The organism is Nonomuraea cavernae, from assembly GCF_014646355.1.
GTDB classification, from domain to species: Bacteria; Actinomycetota; Actinomycetes; order Streptosporangiales; family Streptosporangiaceae; genus Nonomuraea; species Nonomuraea cavernae.
The window spans coordinates 631,497-649,292 of record NZ_BMNH01000001.1 but is presented as its reverse complement, the minus strand read 5'-3'; the positions used below and the strand labels follow the sequence as shown (position 1 = coordinate 649,292).

Genomic DNA, 17,796 nt, shown 5'->3' with positions numbered 1-17,796 from the left:
CGACCCTCGCCGCTGACCGCGGGAACCATGCGGACCTCGCGACGCGTTATGTCGTGAGAAGTCAGGGTAGGGAGGCGTCATGATGGCGAAGGCGGCACGGGCGGCGGCGGCTTGGCGGGCCTACCGAGACGTGACCAAGCCGGGCACACCGGGCCTGATGGCCCGGGTGCGGGCGATCCCCCGGATGGTCGGCGCGGTGATGCGCGGGAAGTACACCGGGCTGGGCAAGAGCAAACTGGCCCTGATGGGCCTCGGCGTGGTCTACATCCTCTCGCCGATCGACGTCATCCCCGACTTCCTGGTGCTGGTCGGGGTCGCTGACGACTTCGGGGTCTTCCTCTGGCTCTTCGGCTCGCTGCTCGGTGAGAGCGGTCGCTACATCGACCACGAGCGCGACGTCATCCAGGGCAGGATCGAAGACTAGATCTCCTCCATCCGCAGCCAGGCGCGCGACGGCAGCGGGTGGCCGAACAGGCGCGCCGCGTTGCCGTAGGCGACCCTGGCGACGTCGGCGGGCGGCAGGGCGCCGAGGTTGTGGGTCACCGCGTGCTGCGTGTCGGGCCAGGTGGAGTCGGAGTGCGGATAGCCGCTCTCCTGCAGCACGTGGTCGAGCCCGACCGCCAGCCGCACCCCGGACAGGGCGTGGTCGTCGAGAGTGCCGAAGTAGAAGTTGCGGCGCAGCACCTCGCTGGGCTTGAGCCCGCCGTCCCACGTCACCTCGCCCACGGGATGGTCGAGCGCGTAGTCGGCCCGCTCGGCCAGCATCGGCAGCCACGCCACGCCGCCCTCGACGATGAGGATGCGCAGCGCCGGGAAGCGCAGCGGCAGCCCTGACCAGAGCCAGTCGGCGCAGGCGAACATGGCGGCGGTCGGCATCAGCGTGGTGATCGCCTCGATGGGCGTGTCGGGGGAGGGCACCGGCGACCAGCTCGACTCGCCGGTGTGCAGGGCCACCACCGTGCCCGTCTCCTCGCAGGCGGCGAAGAACGGGTCCCAGTGGCCGCTGTGGATCGACGGCAGCCGCAGCCGGGTCGGGAACTCGGGGAACACCACGGCCTTGAACCCGCGGGCCGCGTTGGCGCGGATCTCCTTGGCGGCGAGGTCGGGGTCGGGCAGCCAGGGCAGCTGCAGGCCGATGACGCGCTCGGGATAGGTGCCGGCCCAGACGTCGATGTGCCAGTCGTTCCACGCCTTGACCAGGGCCAGGCCCAGCTCCTGGTCACGGGTGCGGGCGAACGGCATGCCGGCCTGACCGGCCAGCATGCCCGGGAAGCAGAGCGCGGCCCAGATGCCCGCGAGGTCCATGTCGGCGATGCGCGCCTCGATGTCGTGGCAACCGGGGCGCATGCTGTCGAAGCGGACCGGGTCGAGGGTCCACTGCTCGCGCGGCAGACCGGCGCCCACGTCGAGACCGGCGCACGGATAGGTGGCGCCTCCGTATCGCCAGACCTGGTGACCGGCCTCCGTCTCCACGACCTTGGGCGCGACATCGGCGTATTTCTCCGCGAGCCGGCCCTCGAAGAGGTCAGGGGGCTCGATCAGGTGATCGTCGGCGGAGATGATCACGTAGTCGCGCCGCCTCGGATCCGGATCGGGGAGCAGCGGCGTAGTCACGCAGGTAACCGTACGACGGCGGGATAACGTCGAACAAGCTGCGACGTCTCCGTTGGGTCTCCCTGGTCGCGCGGAGCCCGGAATCGCCTGGAGGGGGATGGTAGGCGACCCCGGGCCCGAGGGGTCCGCCTTGCGAGGATGCTGCTCATGCGAACCCGTCCGCCCCCTACCCCACGAAGTTCTGGTCAGTCGATGTGCTGGTCAGTCGGTGTGCTGATCGGTCGGCGCGAGGAGATGGTCCCGCAGCGCCTCGACGGTCCTGGAGTCGATCCGGAGCACGTCGGCGCAGTAGTCGTCGACCGAGCCGTGACGGTCGGCGAGGTCGGCGAGGAAGAACCGCATGGCCTCGGCCGGAGCCACGCCGAACCCCGGCCACCTGGCGGCGGTCGGATGGCGTTTCTGCCAGCTGATGATGAACCGCTCGGTCGCCAGGCCGGTCAGCGCGTAGTCGGCGACGATGTCCTCCTCCGCCACGCCCACCAGGGTCAGGACCAGCGCCGTGAGCAGGCCGGTGCGGTCCTTGCCGGCGGCGCAGTGGATCACGACCGGCGCGCTGTCGGCCCGGGCGATCGTCTCGATGGCCTCGCGCAGGTTGTCGACGCCGTCCTCGGTCACCTCGAGATAGCGGTCGGCGAGGTATCTGCCCACGCCCAGGGTGTCGTTGTAGGCGGTGACGTCCCAGCGGCGCCCTTCGATGGGCAGGTTGAGGTAGTCGAGCTCGTCGGTCTCGGGGACCCGGCCGGAGTTGGCCACCTCCTCCGGATGCCGCAGGTCGATGACGGTCCGCACGCTCAGCGCCCGGAACGTCTCGATGTCGGCCCCGGTCAGCCAGCCGAGGGAGTCGGCCCGGTAGAGCCGTTTCCATCGGACGGCTCGCCCATCTTTAGCGGCGTATCCGCCCACGTCACGAAAGTTGTAGATGTTGAGGAACTCAATGTGACGAAGCACCCTTCGTACTTTAACCGGTGGGCGCGGTCTCCTCCGCGGCCACATCCCCGGCCGCCGCGGCCCTCCTGTCGGCCGCCTCGCGCCGGATGAGCAGCAGCCACCCGCCGATGGCCACCCCGATGAACAGCCACCACTGCACGCCGTAGGCCAGGTTGAGGCCGCCGCCGGAGCCCACGTCGGGCGCGGGGACCGGCGCGGGCGCCGGGTCGGTCTCCGGTCGCTGCCCGGTCAGCTCCACGTAGCCGTCGAGCAGCCGGTAGGGCAACCTCTGGCCGATGGCGTCGCTGTTGATGAGCAGCACCTGGCCGGCGGGCAGGCCGGGCCGGTCGCGCAGGCCGCTCGACTCCTCGGTCTCGCTCAGGCGTAGCCGTCCGGTGATATTTACCTGACCGGTCGGTGGCGGCGGCACCTCCGGGGGCGTGTCGGCGGTCGCCCCGGCCTTCACCCAGCCGCGGTTGACGAGCACGGCCCGCCCGTCGGCGAGGGTCAGCGGGGTGAGCACGAAGTATCCCGGCCGGCCCTCCTGTGGCCTCCGTCGCACCAGCAGCCCGTGGGCGGGGTCGTAGGCGCCCGTGGCCGTCACGGTCCGGTAGCGGTCGTCCTGGTCGATCTCCTGCCCTGCCAGGCTCTCCACGGGCACCGCGGGGGCGGCCAGGTTGGCGGTGACCCGGTCGGAGTTGGCCGAGCGTTCCTCGAACCGCCCGAACTGCCATTGCCCCAGGAAGACGAAGGCAGGGATCACCAGCAGCACGACGACGTGCAGGGCGATCCAGCGAGGTGTGAGGAGGAACCGGTACACCCTTCAAGGGTAGGCACCGGCACCCGTGCTCTCCCACACGCCTCCGCTCCTCCCGGTGCCATCCCGATCGTTATCCGGTCGAAATGGTTACCGGACCATGGTTCATCGCGTACGGTCGGAATTCGTCCCGTACGACCCCCGCGCAGGGCCTCATCCGGGATTTCCCCGCCACCCCCCGCGAGAGGCCCTCGAAGACCCTCATGACCATGCTCGCCGCGCCCGCCGCCGGGCCCGTGTTCGCGCTGCCCAAGCTTCCGTCGCTGCTCCGGCACGCCGTGCCGAGGATCGTCGAGGGCATGATCCTGCCCGTCGCCGTCTTCTACGCCGGCCTGGTCGTCGCCGGTGTCGCAGGGGGTGTGGTGACGGCGGTGGCCTGGGTGTACGGGGGAGTGGCGTACCGGCTGGTCAGGGGCCGGGTGGTGCCGGGGTCGGTGCTGCTGGCCGCGGGCATGGTCAGCGTGCGGGCGGTGCTGGCGCTGCTGTCGGGCAGCGCGGTGCTGTTCTTCCTGCAGCCGACGCTGGGCGTCTTCTGCGCCGGCGCGGCGTTCCTGGCGACGGCGAGGGTACGCAGGCCGCTGGTGCGGCGGGTGGCGGAGGATCTGGTGCCGCTCCCCGCCCATGTCCTGGAAAGTCCGTTGATGCAGCGGTTCTTCGCCCGGCAGTCCTTCGTCTGGGGATGCGCCCAGCTCGGCAACGCCCTCCTGAGCCTCTGGCTGCTGCTCAGCCAGCCCATCCAGACCTACCTCGTCGTACGCACCTCCGCGGTGGCCGTGCTGCTGACCGCGGCCGCGCTGCTGACGCTGGCCGACTTCCGGCGCTGCCTACGCGCTCTTGAGCTCGGCGCCTGAGCCCGGCAACGGCGTCACCTCGTGCGGCCCGGCCACCTCGTGACCGTCGGCGCACCGGAAGTGCTGCTCGATCGCGGCCCCGCAGTCGCGGTGGGTCAGGAGCACGGGCGGCCCCTGCTGGCCGGAGAGGTACTTGTCGCCCCAGTGCATCAGTGAGACCAGCAGTGGATAGAGGTCGCGGCCCTTCTCGGTCAGGCGGTACTCGTCGCGCTGGCGCTGACCGGGCTCGCGGTAGGGGACCTTGCGCAGCAGCCCCTCGTCGACCAGGCGCGCCAGCCGGGCGCTGAGCACCTGCCGCGGCGCGCCGGTGCTGGCCTGCATGTCGGCGAACCGGCGTACGCCGCTGAACGCCTCACGCAGCACCAGGAACGTCCATTTCTCCCCGACGATGTCCAGAGTTCGCTCGATCGAGCAGTTGTCCACCCGGAAAGACACGTTCATGCTCTCTATCATACCTGAGTTCATTTGACAGACTCAGGGGTCAGGAGGAAGGCTGGGTTCGTGATTAGAACTCAGATCCGACCGGCCCGGACCGACGACGAGGACCGGATCAGGCGCTTCCTGGCCGGGCTGTCCCTGAACACGCAGACCCTGCGCTTCTTCACCGGAGTCACCAGCCCGGCCGCCAGCCTGGTGCGCGCCCTCCTCGCCGTGGACGAGCGCCGCGACGTCCTGGTCGCCACGCACGAGAGCGAGATCATCGGCCATGCCATGAGCTACCAGGGAGGTTCGGCCGACGTGGAGATCGCGGTCGTGGTGACCGACCAGTGGCAGGGTGTCGGGCTGGGGCCGCGGTTGATCGACCTGCTGCTGTTACGGGCCGCCGTGCGAGGCGCCACCACCGTCGGCATGGACGTGCTCGGCGAGAACAGGCGGGTGCTCAGGATGATCCGCCGCCAGTGGCCGGACGCCACGATGAAGGTCGTTTCCGGTTCGGTCGAGGTGACCGCTATGATCCAACGGCCTGGAGTATTTGCGGAATAAGGTTCTGGTGCCTCACCATTGACCTCGTGAAGAGTGTCAAGAACGGACGCGACGGGCGTACCCGCATCATTGAGGGCGCGCTCCGCCGATTCAGCCAGGACGGGGTGTCGGCCACCACGCTGGCCAGCCTTCGCGAGGAGAGCGGCGTCAGCGTCGGCAGCTTCTACCACCACTTCGCGAGCAAAGAACACGTCTTCGGCGTGCTCTACACCGAGATCCTCAACGCCTACCAGGCCGCCTTCCTCGCCGAGCTGGTCCAGCACGAGAGCGCGCGCGACGGCATCGAGGCGGTCGTCGCCTTCCACATGCGGTGGGCACGCGAGCATCCCGAGCGGGCCAGGCTGCTGATCAGCGAACGTCCGCCGCGCAAGAACGAGCCCGGGGGCGCCGAGGTGGCCGAGGGCCGCCGCGCGTTCTTCCGCCACGTGTCCGACTGGTGGATGCCGCGGATGAAGGCGGGCCTGCTCCGGCCCGTGCAGCCCACGATGTGCTACGTCCTGTGGCTCGGCCCCGCCCAGGAGATGTGCCGGCTCTGGTTCGCCGGGGCCTACACCCCCACCGACGAGGAGATCAAGGGGCTGGGAGAGGCGGCATGGCAGAGCCTCCGCCAGCGCGGGGAGCAATGATCCCGCCACACTCTGTGGTGTTATCGTCGCGGATGTGAAACGACCTCGGGCGCTGGTGCTGCCCGCTCTGCCGGAAAGTGCCCTCGCCCGCCTGGGCGAGGTCGCCGACCTTGCCGAGGTTCCAGCACGACCGAGCCTCGGCTTCACCGACGAGCAACTCGCCGACCTGGTCATCGCGACCGGCGCGACCGTGATCATCACCGACGGCGACGAGGTGCGCACCTCGGTGCTCTCACTACCGCTCGACGTGGTGGCCACCATCGGCGGGCCGGCCGGCGTCGATCTGGCGCTCGCCACCGAACACGGGGTGACCGTCCTGTCGGCCACCGACCGCGACTCCGAGGCGGTCGCCGAGCTGACGGTCGCGCTCATGTTCGCGGTCGTCCGCAACATCGTCACAGCCGACCGGGAGGTACGCCGGGGCCGCGTCTACCGCGGGCGGGTGCCACCGGCGCAGCGGCATCGCGGCCGGCGGCTCAGCGGCAGGACGTTCGGCGTCGTGGGCCTCGGCCGGGTCGGCAGGGCCATGCGGTGGCGCTGCGAGGGTCTCGGCATGCGGGTCATCGCCTGCGACCCCTACGTCGCGGAGGCCACCCACACCCTGCCCGCCCTGCTGGCCGAGGCCGACGTCGTCTCGCTGCACGTGCCGATGACCAGCGAGACCAGGGGCTTCTTCGGCGGCGTCGAGTTCGCCGCGATGCGGCCCGGCGCCATCTACCTCAACACCTCGCGCGGCGGGCTGCACGACCTGACCGCGCTGGTCGAGGCGCTGCGCTGGGGACAACTGGGCGGAGCCGGGCTCGACCACTTCGAGGGCGAGTGGCTCGACCCCACGCATCCGCTCACCCGGCTGTCCAACGTCGTGCTCACCCCCCGCCTCGGAGAGGCGACCGGGGAGAGTCAGGAGGAGCGGGCGGAGGCGATCGTGGAGGACATCGCGCGGCTGCTGCGCGGCGAGCGGCCCGCGTACGCCTGCGGCCCGGTCACACGCATTGCCGGATCCGCGTAGGCACCCGCCAGCGGCCCGCGTCGAGCGAGATGTCGAGCCGCAGGTCACCCCGCTTCCGGCTGAGCCCCGGCACGCGCAGCCTGACATACACGGCGAACCGCCCGCGGTAGGGATAGCCGAAGCCGAGCTCGCCGGGCAGCACGCGGAGGTCGTCACGGTTGCCGCAGCGGGGGCAGGTCCACGACACCAGGTCCAGGCCGCGGTTGTAGTCGGAACAGGCGCGGAAATACTCGTCCGGCACGAATCGGGACTCGCAGGCCAGGCACGGGATGAGCATGGGTTCCGCTCCTCTTGCGAACGGGGGTGGGCTTCCCTAGAGATATCGCGCCCCGCTTGTCCGGCGCTTGCAGAACACTTGGGTATTTCGGTAACAGTATGAACACTGTAAGTATTGGATCAAGTGTGGCGCTCTGCGGTGAAAGGATGGACCCGTGGAACGACTGCGCGACCACCTACTGGAGACCGGCTACACGATCGACGGCGTCCGCGACCGGCTGGGCCGGATGGCGGCCTCCGCCCTGGCCCGCGAGGAGCTCGTCCCGGCCCTGCGCGCCACGGCCGACGGCGATCCGCTGGCCACGATGATCCGGCTCTGGTGGCTCGGCGTTCCCGTTCCCGCCCGGCACCTGCCGCCGGCGGTGCTGGAGTCGGGCCTGGTCGTCGGCGAGGGTGAACGGGTCAGGGCCGAGGTGCACCTGCAGCCCTGGGAGACGGGTGGCTACCTGGTCTCCGACCGCAAGGTGCGGCCCGGTGACCCGGCCCTGCGCGCCGACCATGTCGTGGGCGCGGGCGGCGCCTCGGCCAACCTGGCCCAGCTGGTCAGCCGCCGGCCGGTCGGCCGGGCGCTCGACCTCGGCACCGGCTGCGGCGTGCAGGTGCTCGGCCTGGCGGGGCGGGCGGGCGAGATCGTGGCCACTGACGTCAATCCCCGGGCCGTTGAGCTGGCCCGGCTGAGCTGGGCCCTGTCCGGCGTCTCGGGCGTCGACGCGCGGGTGGGGTCGATGTTCGATCCGGTCGAGGACGAGCTGTTCGACCTGGTCGTCTCCAACCCTCCGTTCGTCGTCTCCCCCGGCGGGGAGCTGACCTATCGCGAAACCGGCCGCGAGGGCGACGCCTTCTGCCGCGATCTCGTACGATGGACGCCCCGCCACCTCAACCCCGGCGGTCAGGCCCACTTCCTGGCCAACTGGCTGCACGTCGAGGCCGAGGACTGGCGCGAGCGCGTCGGCGGCTGGCTGTCCGACACCGGCTGTGACGCCTGGGTGGTGCAGCGCGACGTGCAGGACCCGGCCGAATACGTCGAGCTGTGGCTCCGAGACGCCGCCGAGCAGGGCACCCCCGGCTACATCGAGCACTACGACCGCTGGCTGTCGTGGTTCGAGGAGCGCAAGGTCGAGGGCGTCGGCTTCGGCTGGATCACGCTGCGCAACTCCGGCACGCTCGATCCGGTGGTCCGCGTCGAGCAGCTCACCCACCAGGTCACCCTCCCGGTGGGCGACTACGTCGACGACGTGCTCGACGCCATCGCGTCCGCGCACCGCGCCACGGACCTGCCGTCCGCGTTGCTGCGCACGGCAGACGGGCTGCTCGACGAGCGGATCGGCCTGCCGGGCGCCGAGGACCCGATGCGGATCGTGCTACGCCAGACCACGGGCCTGCGCCGGATGAGGGAGGTCGGCACGGTGGAGGCCGCGCTGGCCGGCGTGTGCGACGGCGAGCTGGCGCTGGGCCCGCTGCTCAACGTGATAGCCGAGCTGGTCGGAAACGGCGAGATGCCGCACGCCGACGCCATCCGTCCGCTGATCGCCGAGGGCTACTTCCTGCTCTGACGCGCCGTGACGCGCCGTTCCGCTTCCTGATGCGCCCTGATGCGCCCTGATGCGCTCTGACACGCGCGGCAATCGGCTGTTGATCGGACGTTGACCCGCCAGGGAGATGCTCTGACCACGACACGGACCCGGGGGGTTCGAGGTCCGTGTCTGGTCCGGTCGGCCGTCTCTTGTGAGGCGGCTAGCCGGCACGCGGAGCATCCGGACAACCGGGCCCCCTAGCGACGCGTGCCGGTCAGGACGGCCGGCCGGGCCGAACATCCTCGGGAACCACCGGTCACGGGGGCTTCGTGACTTCCAAAGGACAGCCTTGATCAACCATGTGTGGATGACACGTCTGGACGACGAGCTGTACTCAGGACTCGACGACCTGAGCGCCGTCGAGGAGGACCTTGAGGTCCCCGGCCTCGGGGGCGCCGAGCCTGGTGAAGATCTTGAAGGCCTGCCGTAGACAGTCGGTGCTCCGCCCGGTGTCGCCGAGCCCCTTGAGCGCCTCGCCCAGCACCGTCAGCGAGAGCGCCTCGCCGTACGGATGACCGATCTCCCGGGACACGACCAACGCCTCCTCGGCGTGCCGTACGGCGTCGGTGTGGCGCTCGGCGGCGATGAACGTCTCCGCGAGGCGCGAACAGACCCGTTGCTCCCACACCCGCTGCTTGCTGGCCCGGAAGAAGGCCAGGCACTCGGCGTGGTGGTGGACCGCCTCGGTGAGGCGGCCGACCCGCGACAGCACGATGCCGAGGTGATAGCGGGCACGGGCGGTGCCGGCTCCGCTGCCGATCTCGGTGAAGATGGCCAGCCCCTTCTCGGCGGCGGCGATCGCGTCCTCGGACCGCCCCAGGCCGAGGTGGTCGCGGGCGGAGTAGCTGAGCACGAGGGCCTCCCCGGCGGGCACGCCGTTCGCCCGGTAGAACCCCGTGGCCGACTCGAACCACGACAACGCCTCGGTGTGCCGGCGCTGCCGGCCGACGACGACGGCCAGCGCGTTCATCACCTCGCCGGTGACGACCTTCTCCTCGCGGGCCACCGACAGCTCGTGCACGATCCTGAACTGCGCCTCGGCCTCGGCCAGCCGGTTGCCCGCGAACAGCACCCTGCCGAGGACGTAGCGGGCGCGCAGCTCGCTGCCCTGGTCGTCGATGCGCTGCGCGGAGGCCAGCACGGCGCGGGTGCCGTGGCCGAACTCACGGGTGTGCGTGCCCGCCTCCAGCAGCGGCTCCATCGCCACCAGCAGGTCGCCGGCGGGCAACAACTGCTCGGACGTACGGGATGAGCCGGCGGCCTGGTTGATCGCGGCGAACAGCGAATCGCCCTCGGCGATCAGCCACGCGACGGCTTCCTGGACCGTGCCGAACTCACGCCCGCTGCCGACCACCACCAGATTGTCGGCGATCATGCTTCCCTCGTACGCCAGCCGGTGCGCCGACTGGGCCGAGGCCAGGTAGAAGCCGAGCAACCGGCGCAGCGCCATCGTCCGGGCCTGCGGCCGCTCGGTCTTGTCCAGAATCCGCCGGGCGAACAGCCTGATCAGGTCGTGGAAGCGGTAGCGACCCGGCGCGGGCGCCTCCAGCAGGCTGGCGTCGACCAGCGACTCCAGCAGGTCCTCGGTCTCCAGCGGGGTCATCGACAGCACCGCCGCCGCCGCGCCCAGCGAGATGTCGGGCCCGCTGGGCAGCGACAGCAGCCGGAACGCGCGGGCCTGGGCGGCTTCGAGCTGGCCGTAGCCGAGGGCGAAGGTGGCCTCGACGGCCAGATTGCCCACCCGCAGCTCGTCGAGGCGGCGCTGCTCGTCGGTCAGCCTGGACACCAGGGAGGCGACCGTCCACGAGGGCCGCGCGGCCAGCCTGGCCGCCACGATCCGTACGGCCAGCGGCAGGAACCCGCAGGCGGCCACCACGTCCATGGCCGCGCCGTGCTCGGCCGCCACCCGCTCGGGCCCGGCCACCGCGGCGAACAGCGACAGCGCCTCGTCCGGCTCCATCACGTCGAGGTCGATCAGCCGCGCCGACGGCAGGTCGGCCAGCTTGACCCGGCTGGTGACGATCGCCGCGCAGCCGGGCGAGCCGGGCAGCAGCGGGCTTACCTGCTCGGCGTCGCGGGCGTTGTCGAGCAGCACGAGGATGCGCCGGTCGGCCAGGATCGACCGGTACAGCGCCGACCGCTCGGCCGGCCTCTCGGGGATGACGTCGGCGGGGATGCCGAGGGCGCGCAGGAACGCCCCCAGGGCCGACTCGGGCGCGGTGGCCTCGCCGGTGTTGCCGCGCAGGTCGACGTAGAGCTGGCCATCGGGGAACAGGTCAGCGGTGGCGTGGGCCACGTGCACGGCCAGCGTGGTCTTGCCCACGCCGCCTATGCCGCAGATCGCGGCCACCGGCACGCCCTCGCTGGACGCCTGCGCCGACAGCAGCGTGCGCAGCCGCCCGACGATCTCCCTGCGCCCGGTGAAGTCGTTCACGGCGGCGGGGAGCTGCGCCGGCCTGGGCAGCTCCGGCGCCGGCTCCTCCTCTTCGGGCTGCTCGTGGTGCTCGGCCAGGGCCAAGGTCGGGTCGGCGGCCAGGATGCGGTGGTGGAGCTGGGTCAGCTCGGTGCCGGGCTCGATGCCCAGCTCGTCGATCAGCGCCACGCGCGTCTCGGTGAAGACGTTGAGCGCGTCGCCCTGCCGGCCGCACCGGTAGTAGGCGAGCATGAGCTGGGCGCGCAGCCGTTCGCGCAAGGGGTGCTCGGCGGTCAGCGCGATCAGCTCCGACACGACCGACGCGTGATCGCCCAGCTCCAGGTCGACGTCCATGAGCGTCTCGATCACGTTGATCCGGCGCTCGGCCAGCCGGTCGCGCTGGTGCTCGGCGTAGGGGCCGACGGCCCCGGCCAGCGGCTCGCCCTCGAACAGGCTGACCGCGGCGCGCAGCGCCCTGGCGGCGTCGGTGAGCCGGCCGGACTTGCGGGACGCCTCGGCCTCGGCGACACGGCGTTCGAAGCGGGTCAGGTCGAGCGACCCGTCGGGCAGCCGCAGCGCGTAGCCCCGGCCGACGGAGGTCAGCAGCTCGGGCCGGGAGCGGGCGGGGCGGTCGGGTTCGAGCACGGTGCGCAGCCTGGAGACGTAGGTGCGGAGCGCGCCCAGGGCCCTCGGCGGGGCCTCCTCGCCCCAGACGGCGTCGATCATCTCCGAGGGGGTGACCGCGCGGCCCTCGCGCATCAGCAGCATGCCGAGAATGGAACGCTGCAACGGGGTGCCCAGGTCGAGCTCCTGGTCATCACGCCACGCGCGCACAGGACCGAGCACGGCGAAGCGCAGTCCGCCTTCGATGTCCTGACCAGCCATGCCGTACTCCAAGGCAATGGAACGATTTGTTACCAAAGCATAGATCCATCCTCACGGAACAGACAGGCACCGCGTAGGTGATCGGGCCGCTGCAGACCGGAGGACTTCTCGCGAACCCTACGCCCGTCGCACGCACTCCCACGCGCGACGACTGCCTGTCCCTAGACGTGTGCGCGCTCCTCAACCCCGAGGACCATCTCAGTGAGGGCACCTCCGGCGTGGTGCGGCTGAACGAGCCCTGACCCGCCGATCCGGGCGTTTATCTGCCGTTGATTGTCTGTTGACCGTTCGGTCGCAAGCTGGGGTCAACAAAAGGCATGGCCCCAGGACACGGGGGCGGTCATGCCCCTCTCATATCGGGCCCGGAAGAGCAGGCCCCGCCCTGGGTATGCGGGCGGGGCCTTCGGTGGACGTTTTTTCCTATGCGGCCCGGTTCCTAAGCGGCCCGGTTCCTAAGCGGCCCGGTTCCTAAGCGGCCCGGTTCCTACGCGGCCCGGTTCCTACGCGGCCGGGACCAGGCCGAGCCGGAGTGACAGCCGTTCTCGGACCGTGGGCCATTCGGAGTGAAGAATCGAGTAGTACGCCGTATCTCGGACCGTGTCGTCGGCGCCCCGGCTATCCGCTCGTCGCACCCCGTCGAAGTGTGCGCCGAGGGCGTCGATGGCGGCCCGGGATCGGCTGTTGCGGACGTCAGCCTTCAGGGTGATGCGGTGGACGTTCCACGTCTCGAAGGCGTGCGAGAGCAGCAGGAACTTGCTCTCCCGGTTGACACCCGTGCCCTGGGCGGACGCGCCCAGCCAGGTGTAACCGATGTCGGCCACGGACGGGACCTCGCCCACCGCGCCCCGCGTACCAGGAGGCCAGGGCAGGGGACCCTGCCAGTACTCCAGGTGCATGAGACGGGTGGCACCGACCACGCGGTCGGTGTTCAGCCACCGGATGGCGAAGGGCATCGTGCGGCCCTCCGCCTGCTCAGCCAGGGCGGCCTCCACGTAGGAGACCATCTCGTCCCGGCCATCCGGGACCCGAGTGAAGGCATACGCGGAGCGGTCTTCACTCGCCGCGGCGACGAGCTCGTCGACCGCCGCGTGGCTGAGAGGTTCCAGGCGCACGAGGCGCCCGGACAAGGTGACAAGAGCGGGCATGAGCACATGATGAGGGCTGCTCGGGCATGGTGTGACCAGGCGCCGCCGGGCAACTTTCGCGTCGTCCGGAGAGGTGGGTGTTCGCCCAGGTCAGGCTCATGATTTCGAGGTCCGGGAGCGGCCCGCCGGGAAAGATTTCGGCTAGCCGTGACACGCGGTCGGCACGAGCGCCGGACGCCGTTCACGGGGGGCTGTGCGGCGGACCGCGGACAGCCCTTTCAGACCGGTCGAAAGGTGGTCGAGACTGGCCGCGATCCACGGCAACCGGAGCGGGTCGGGGCTGTGCAGGGCGGCCAGGCGCTGGGCCGTCGTCTCGCCGTAGAGGAGGCTGACCGCGACCCGCACCCGCGCGGCGGCCGGGTCGTCGCCGAACGCCTGCCCGGGCAGCACGCCGATGCCGTGCTCGTCGAGCAGTGTCCGGGCGACGTCGGCCGAGCCGCCCAGGCGCAGGTGGCCCAGGTCGGGGTAGAGGTAGAAGCCGCCCTGCGGAGCCGGTGCCGAGGCGCCGATCTCGGCGAACCTCTCGTGCACCGCCCGCGCCACCGCGCCGTGCAGTCGGCGGCTCTGCGCGATGCGGCCGAGCAGCTCGGGCGGGTCGGTGAAGGCGTAGGTGGCGGCCTCCTGCACCGGAGCGGCCGGGGCCGACCAGATCTCGCTGGCGACCGCGAGCAGGCTCCTGCGCAGCTCGTACGCGCCGTCGGGCAGCCGGGCCACCCCGATGCGCCAGCCGCCCAGGGCCAGGCTCTTGCTCAGGCCGGTGGTGATGACCGTGCGCTCGGGCGCCAGCTCGGCCGGCGAGGCGTAGGGCAGGTCGGGGTCGTGCAGCAGGTCGCGGTAGATCTCGTCCGAGATGATGATCAGGTCGAGCTCGCGGGCGACCCGCACCAGGCGGCCGACGGTCTCGGGGGTCGCGAGCCGTCCGGTCGGGTTGTCGGGCAGCGTCACGAGCAGCGAGCTGACGGTCCGGCCCTGGGCCCGCGCGTGGAGCACCGACGAGGTCACCAGGTCGGGGTCGGGCACGCCGCCCTCACCCGCGGGCGCGGGGACCAGGATCGGGTGGGCGCCGATGAGGTCGGCCTGCGCGGCGTAGCTGACCCAGCTGGGCATCGGCAGCACGATGTCGCCGCCGATCGCCAGGAGCAGACCGTACAGGAGGGACTTGCTGCCGGGCCCGCAGACCACGAGCTCGGGGTCGGTGGGCAGCCCTCGGCGGGTCCAGTAGCCCGCGGCCGCGGAGCGGAGGTCGGTGGCGCCCGCGACGGGGCCGTAGCCGTTGCGGCCGGAGGCGGCGACCAGCCTTTCGCGCAGCGCCGGGTGGACGGGAAGTCCTGCCTCACCGAAGGCCAGATGCAGGACCTGCTCCCCGGCGCGCCGGCGTCGGTCGATCTCCTCGTTCGCCGCCAGCGTGGCGGACAGCGTCACCGTCATGTTTGTCACGTTCCCAGGGTGGTTTGATGAAGGCATCAGCACAAGCGACCCTTGTTGTGGGTAGGCATAAGGAAGTCCGATGCTCGAATTGCGACGGTTGGCGTTGATCTGCGAGTTCGCACGTCGCGGCAGCATCGCCGCCACGGCCGAGTCGCTCGGCTACAGCCCCTCCGCCGTGTCCCAGCAACTCGTGGCCCTCGAACGCGAGACCGGCACCGCGCTCATCGACCGGACCGCGCGCAGCGCCGAGCTCACCGACGCGGGCCGCCGCCTCGTGGTGCACGCCGAGCGCATCCTGTCCATGGTCGAGGAGGCCGAGTCGGACCTCTCGGCGCACGCGGGCACCCCCAGCGGCCGGGTGGTGCTGACCGCCTTCGCCACGGCCGCCGTCGCCTTCGCGCCCGCGCTCGCCCGCTCACTGCGCCGCCACACCCAGCTGACGTTGCGGATGCGCCAGAGCAGGTCCGGGCGCGGATTGCGCGAGGTGCAGTCGGGCGAGGTCGACATCGCGCTCGTGGACGACTGGTACGGCCGGGCCGGCCGCGGCAACGAGAGCGTGCGGGTGTTCCCGTTGCTGCGCGACCCGCTCGTGCTGGTGGTGCCGCGCAAGCACCGGCTGGCCGACCCCGAGGTGCCGCTCGACCTGCGGGAGCTGCGCGACGAGCCGTGGATGGCCACGCCCGACGGAGAGCCGTCCCGGCTGGCGGTCGACCGGCTGTTCGTGGACGTGGGCGGCACCAAGCCGACGCCCTGGGAGTTCGAGGGCCTGGGCACGATCCTGTCGCTGGTGGCCAAGGGCATCGGCATCGCCGCCGTGCCCGCGCTGGCGCTCGGGGCCGGGGTGCGCGGCCTGGCCGTGCGGCAGTTCCCGGGCGACCCGGTGGGCCGCGAGGTGCACGCCGTCGCCCGCGCCTCCAGCGTGCACCGCCCCTCGGTGTCGGTGACCCTGCGGGCCATCCACGTGGCCGCCCGCCTCATCGCCGCCGATCTGGATCCGGTACGTCTCGCGGAGCGTTGACGCACAAGGGTCCGCTTCACCCTCAGGCTGAAGCCCGGAGCACTGCGGACGAATCCGGTAGCGTCTGCGGCTATGGCGCCGTCCTACGACATCGAGCACCTCCTGCTGTCCCGGTCCAGTGCCCGTCTGGTGGCGGGCGTCGACGAGGTGGGCCGCGGCGCCTGGGCGGGCCCGGTGACGGTCTGCGCGGTCGTCACCGACCTGTCGCCCCCGCCGGCCGGCCTGACCGACTCCAAGCAGTTGACGGCAGCCCGCCGCGAGACGCTCGCCGTCGAGATCGAGGCGTGGGCCGCCGGCATCGGCTACGGCGAGTCCACGCACGCGGAGATCGACGCGCTGGGCATGACCGCGGCCCTGCGCCGGGCCGCCCGCCGGGCGCTCGACGCGCTGCCCGTCCGGCCCGGCGCAGTGATCCTCGACGGTGGCCACGACTACATCGGCGCGCCCTGGCCGGTCCGCCTGGAGGTCAGGGGAGACGCCGCGAGCATCTCGGTGGCGGCCGCGTCGGTGCTGGCCAAGGTGCGCCGCGACGCCTACATGGCGACGATCGGCTGCCCCGACTACGGCTTCGCGGACAACGCCGGCTACCCGTCGCCGGCGCACCAGGAGGCGCTGGCCCGGCTCGGGCCCACCGAGCACCACCGGATGTCCTGGTCCTACCTCGACGACCTGCCGCGCTGGCGGCATCTCAAGCGCCACCGCGATCCGGCGGTGAGCGAGGGCCAGGTCAGCCTGTTCGGCTGAGTCATGCGCATCGGGATCTTCCTCGTCGTGGCGCAGTTTCCCGGGCAGCGGCCCGAGCGGGTGCTGGCCGACGCCGTCGAGCTCGTCGTGGCGGCCGAGGAGGCCGGGTTCCACGACGCGTGGATCGCCGAGCACCACTTCATGAGCTACGGCGTCTGCCCGTCGGCGACCACGCTGGCCGCCGTGGCGATCGGCCGGACGACGCGCATCGGCCTGGGCACGGCGGTGAGCGTGCTGTCCACGCGGCACCCGGTGGCGCTGGCCGAGGAGGCGGCCATGCTGCGCCACCTGTCGGGCGGCAGGTTCGCGCTGGGCGTGGGCAGGGGCGGGCCGTGGGTGGACCTGGAGGTGTTCGGCACCGGTCTGGAGCGGTTCGAGCGGGGTTTCGGGGAGTCGCTGGACGTGCTGGTGCGGGCCCTGGCGGGGGACCGGGTGTCGGCGGACGGGGAGTTCTTCCGGTTCCGCGAGGTGCCGATGGTGCCCTCGGCCCGGATGCGGCCGGTCGTGGCGTGCACGTCGGCGTCGACCCTGGAGTTGGCCGCCGACCGCGGACTGCCGATGCTGCTGGGTATGCACATCGATGACCAGGAGAAGGCCGCCGCCGTGGCCGCGTACGAGGCCCGCCGGGGAGAGCGCGAGACCGGGCACGTGGCGGCGGTGGTCGGGCACGTGGCCGACTCCACCCGGGAGGCCGTGCGGGAGCTGAAGGAGGCGATGCCGCGCTGGCTGGAGCCCGGACTGGCGGGTTACGTGACGGTGGACGGCCGGGCCAGGGCACCCCGCGATGTCGGTGAATATGTGGACTTCCTGACCCGGGTCCATCCGGTCGGGTCGGCGGATCGGTGCGTGCGGACGATCCTGCGCACCGCCGAGGCGACCGGGATCGAACACCTCGTCCTCATGGTCGAAGGGCTCGGCGACCACCGGCGCACCCTGGCGAACATCCGCCGGCTGGGCGCCGAGGTGCTGCCCGAGGTGCTGCGCGAACGGCGGTGAACCGGGCAGGACCGGGCTCGCCATCCGCACCACCGATCAGCGGTGCGGGTGCTGAACCGGGTCCCGCCCGCACCCCTGGTCAGCAGTCGACCAGCTCCGGCTTCTGGTTGAGGATCTGGGCCCTCGGGGTGACGAACTCGCGCAGGGCCTTGGTCGCCGCCGGGTCGAAGACCGCGACCCGATGGCAGTTCTGGAAGGCCAGCCGTACCCCGAAGTGGTTTTCCAGGGCGCCGCGCATCGCGTCACTGGCCAGGCAGCGCAGGAGCTGGCCGCGAGCCTCCTCCGACGGTGGCGGGACGTGGTTGTCGGCGAACTCGGCGCCGGACTGATCGCGTTGCTGGACCAGCTCGCTGATCACCGACCACGCGTAGGGCAGGGAGTCGCGGACGCAGGCGACGAACGCCGCGTCGTCGATCTCACCGGCTCTCGCCTGGTCGAGCAGATCGTTCGGAACGGTCAGCGACATGCTGTCTCCTCTCAAAAGGGGAT

Annotated in this window: 18 protein-coding genes; 9 read left to right on the top strand and 9 right to left on the bottom strand. The window is 71.5% G+C overall.

All coding sequences use genetic code 11. The features are described 5' to 3' along the window. Positions 1-79: 79 nt before the first annotated feature. Positions 80-424, top strand: coding sequence for a YkvA family protein (locus IEY82_RS02985; protein ID WP_225262070.1), 345 nt, complete (start codon positions 80-82; stop codon positions 422-424). On the opposite strand, the gene IEY82_RS02980 is transcribed toward IEY82_RS02985, so the two are convergent. From IEY82_RS02980 to IEY82_RS02970, 3 genes are all read right to left on the bottom strand, one after another. Beyond that, positions 421-1,614 (bottom strand): amidohydrolase family protein, encoded by a 1,194-nt coding sequence (locus IEY82_RS02980; protein ID WP_189122340.1) that lies wholly within the window; start codon positions 1,612-1,614, stop codon positions 421-423. The genes IEY82_RS02985 and IEY82_RS02980 overlap by 4 nt on opposite strands. A gap of 201 nt (positions 1,615-1,815) precedes the next feature. Continuing rightward, positions 1,816-2,562 (bottom strand): tyrosine-protein phosphatase, encoded by a 747-nt coding sequence (locus IEY82_RS02975; RefSeq protein WP_189122339.1) that lies wholly within the window; start codon positions 2,560-2,562, stop codon positions 1,816-1,818. A gap of 10 nt (positions 2,563-2,572) precedes the next feature. After that, a complete protein-coding gene (locus IEY82_RS02970; protein ID WP_189122338.1) occupies positions 2,573-3,361 on the bottom strand; it encodes an SURF1 family cytochrome oxidase biogenesis protein in 789 nt (262 codons plus the stop codon). Positions 3,362-3,561: 200 nt separating this feature from the next. Here IEY82_RS02970 and IEY82_RS02965 point away from each other — a divergent pair, with 200 nt between their 5' ends. Then, positions 3,562-4,209: a VC0807 family protein gene (locus IEY82_RS02965; protein WP_189122337.1), complete on the top strand. Its 648-nt coding sequence runs from the start codon at positions 3,562-3,564 to the stop codon at positions 4,207-4,209. Here IEY82_RS02965 and IEY82_RS02960 read toward each other — a convergent pair. Further along, positions 4,183-4,650 carry a winged helix-turn-helix transcriptional regulator gene (locus IEY82_RS02960; RefSeq protein ID WP_189122336.1) on the bottom strand — a complete coding sequence of 156 codons (468 nt, stop codon included), beginning with the start codon at positions 4,648-4,650 and terminating at the stop codon, positions 4,183-4,185. The genes IEY82_RS02965 and IEY82_RS02960 overlap by 27 nt on opposite strands. A 60-nt stretch (positions 4,651-4,710) precedes the next feature. On the opposite strand from IEY82_RS02960, the gene IEY82_RS02955 reads away from it, so the two are divergent. The 3 genes from IEY82_RS02955 to IEY82_RS02945 are packed head-to-tail and all read left to right on the top strand — an operon-like array spanning position 4,711 to position 6,828. Continuing rightward, a complete protein-coding gene (locus IEY82_RS02955; protein WP_189122335.1) occupies positions 4,711-5,193 on the top strand; it encodes a GNAT family N-acetyltransferase in 483 nt (160 codons plus the stop codon). A 26-nt stretch (positions 5,194-5,219) separates the two neighbouring features. Continuing rightward, on the top strand, positions 5,220-5,819 hold the full coding sequence (locus tag IEY82_RS02950; RefSeq protein ID WP_189122334.1) for a TetR/AcrR family transcriptional regulator: 600 nt from the start codon (positions 5,220-5,222) through the stop codon (positions 5,817-5,819). A gap of 34 nt (positions 5,820-5,853) precedes the next feature. Then, positions 5,854-6,828, top strand: coding sequence for an NAD(P)-dependent oxidoreductase (locus IEY82_RS02945; protein ID WP_189122333.1), 975 nt, complete (start codon positions 5,854-5,856; stop codon positions 6,826-6,828). Here IEY82_RS02945 and IEY82_RS02940 read toward each other — a convergent pair. Next, positions 6,803-7,105, bottom strand: coding sequence for a hypothetical protein (locus IEY82_RS02940; RefSeq protein ID WP_189122332.1), 303 nt, complete (start codon positions 7,103-7,105; stop codon positions 6,803-6,805). The genes IEY82_RS02945 and IEY82_RS02940 overlap by 26 nt on opposite strands. Before the next feature lie 154 nt (positions 7,106-7,259). Here IEY82_RS02940 and IEY82_RS02935 point away from each other — a divergent pair, with 154 nt between their 5' ends. Continuing rightward, positions 7,260-8,657 (top strand): DUF7059 domain-containing protein, encoded by a 1,398-nt coding sequence (locus tag IEY82_RS02935; RefSeq protein WP_189122331.1) that lies wholly within the window; start codon positions 7,260-7,262, stop codon positions 8,655-8,657. Positions 8,658-9,012: 355 nt separating this feature from the next. Here IEY82_RS02935 and IEY82_RS02930 read toward each other — a convergent pair whose 3' ends face one another. From IEY82_RS02930 to IEY82_RS02920, 3 genes are all read right to left on the bottom strand, one after another. Then, on the bottom strand, positions 9,013-11,976 hold the full coding sequence (locus IEY82_RS02930) for an AfsR/SARP family transcriptional regulator (protein WP_189122330.1): 2,964 nt from the start codon (positions 11,974-11,976) through the stop codon (positions 9,013-9,015). 500 nt (positions 11,977-12,476) lie between these two features. Further along, entirely contained in the window at positions 12,477-13,121 is a 645-nt protein-coding gene (locus tag IEY82_RS02925) for a GNAT family N-acetyltransferase (protein WP_189122329.1), read from the bottom strand. 141 nt (positions 13,122-13,262) lie between these two features. Continuing rightward, a complete protein-coding gene (locus tag IEY82_RS02920) occupies positions 13,263-14,549 on the bottom strand; it encodes a pyridoxal phosphate-dependent aminotransferase (protein WP_189122586.1) in 1,287 nt (428 codons plus the stop codon). A 79-nt stretch (positions 14,550-14,628) separates the two neighbouring features. Between IEY82_RS02920 and IEY82_RS02915 the strand changes: the two genes are divergently transcribed. The 3 genes from IEY82_RS02915 (at position 14,629) to IEY82_RS02905 (ending at position 17,307) form a co-directional block, all read left to right on the top strand. Next, on the top strand, positions 14,629-15,567 hold the full coding sequence (locus tag IEY82_RS02915; RefSeq protein WP_189122328.1) for a LysR family transcriptional regulator: 939 nt from the start codon (positions 14,629-14,631) through the stop codon (positions 15,565-15,567). A gap of 72 nt (positions 15,568-15,639) precedes the next feature. Further along, entirely contained in the window at positions 15,640-16,311 is a 672-nt protein-coding gene (gene rnhB / locus IEY82_RS02910; protein WP_189122327.1) for a ribonuclease HII, read from the top strand. 3 nt (positions 16,312-16,314) lie between these two features. After that, positions 16,315-17,307 carry an LLM class flavin-dependent oxidoreductase gene (locus IEY82_RS02905; protein ID WP_189122326.1) on the top strand — a complete coding sequence of 331 codons (993 nt, stop codon included), beginning with the start codon at positions 16,315-16,317 and terminating at the stop codon, positions 17,305-17,307. A gap of 79 nt (positions 17,308-17,386) precedes the next feature. Here the strand turns inward: IEY82_RS02905 and IEY82_RS02900 are convergent, their stop codons facing one another. After that, positions 17,387-17,773 (bottom strand): SCO5389 family protein, encoded by a 387-nt coding sequence (locus IEY82_RS02900; protein WP_189122325.1) that lies wholly within the window; start codon positions 17,771-17,773, stop codon positions 17,387-17,389. Positions 17,774-17,796 lie beyond the last annotated feature (23 nt).

Bases quoted from the DNA above. Each gene is read 5' to 3' on its own strand.
- IEY82_RS02905 (WP_189122326.1), top strand. From the start codon at position 16,315: ATGCGCATCGGGATCTTCCTCGTCGTGGCGCAGTTTCCCGGGCAGCGG.
- IEY82_RS02960 (WP_189122336.1), bottom strand. From the start codon at position 4,650: ATGAACGTGTCTTTCCGGGTGGACAACTGCTCGATCGAGCGAACTCTG.
- IEY82_RS02920 (WP_189122586.1), bottom strand. From the start codon at position 14,549: ATGACGGTGACGCTGTCCGCCACGCTGGCGGCGAACGAGGAGATCGAC.
- IEY82_RS02985 (WP_225262070.1), top strand. From the start codon at position 80: ATGATGGCGAAGGCGGCACGGGCGGCGGCGGCTTGGCGGGCCTACCGA.
- IEY82_RS02940 (WP_189122332.1), bottom strand. From the start codon at position 7,105: ATGCTCATCCCGTGCCTGGCCTGCGAGTCCCGATTCGTGCCGGACGAG.
- IEY82_RS02965 (WP_189122337.1), top strand. From the start codon at position 3,562: ATGACCATGCTCGCCGCGCCCGCCGCCGGGCCCGTGTTCGCGCTGCCC.
- IEY82_RS02900 (WP_189122325.1), bottom strand. From the start codon at position 17,773: ATGTCGCTGACCGTTCCGAACGATCTGCTCGACCAGGCGAGAGCCGGT.
- IEY82_RS02915 (WP_189122328.1), top strand. From the start codon at position 14,629: ATGCTCGAATTGCGACGGTTGGCGTTGATCTGCGAGTTCGCACGTCGC.
- IEY82_RS02925 (WP_189122329.1), bottom strand. From the start codon at position 13,121: ATGCCCGCTCTTGTCACCTTGTCCGGGCGCCTCGTGCGCCTGGAACCT.
- IEY82_RS02930 (WP_189122330.1), bottom strand. From the start codon at position 11,976: ATGGCTGGTCAGGACATCGAAGGCGGACTGCGCTTCGCCGTGCTCGGT.
- rnhB (WP_189122327.1), top strand. From the start codon at position 15,640: ATGGCGCCGTCCTACGACATCGAGCACCTCCTGCTGTCCCGGTCCAGT.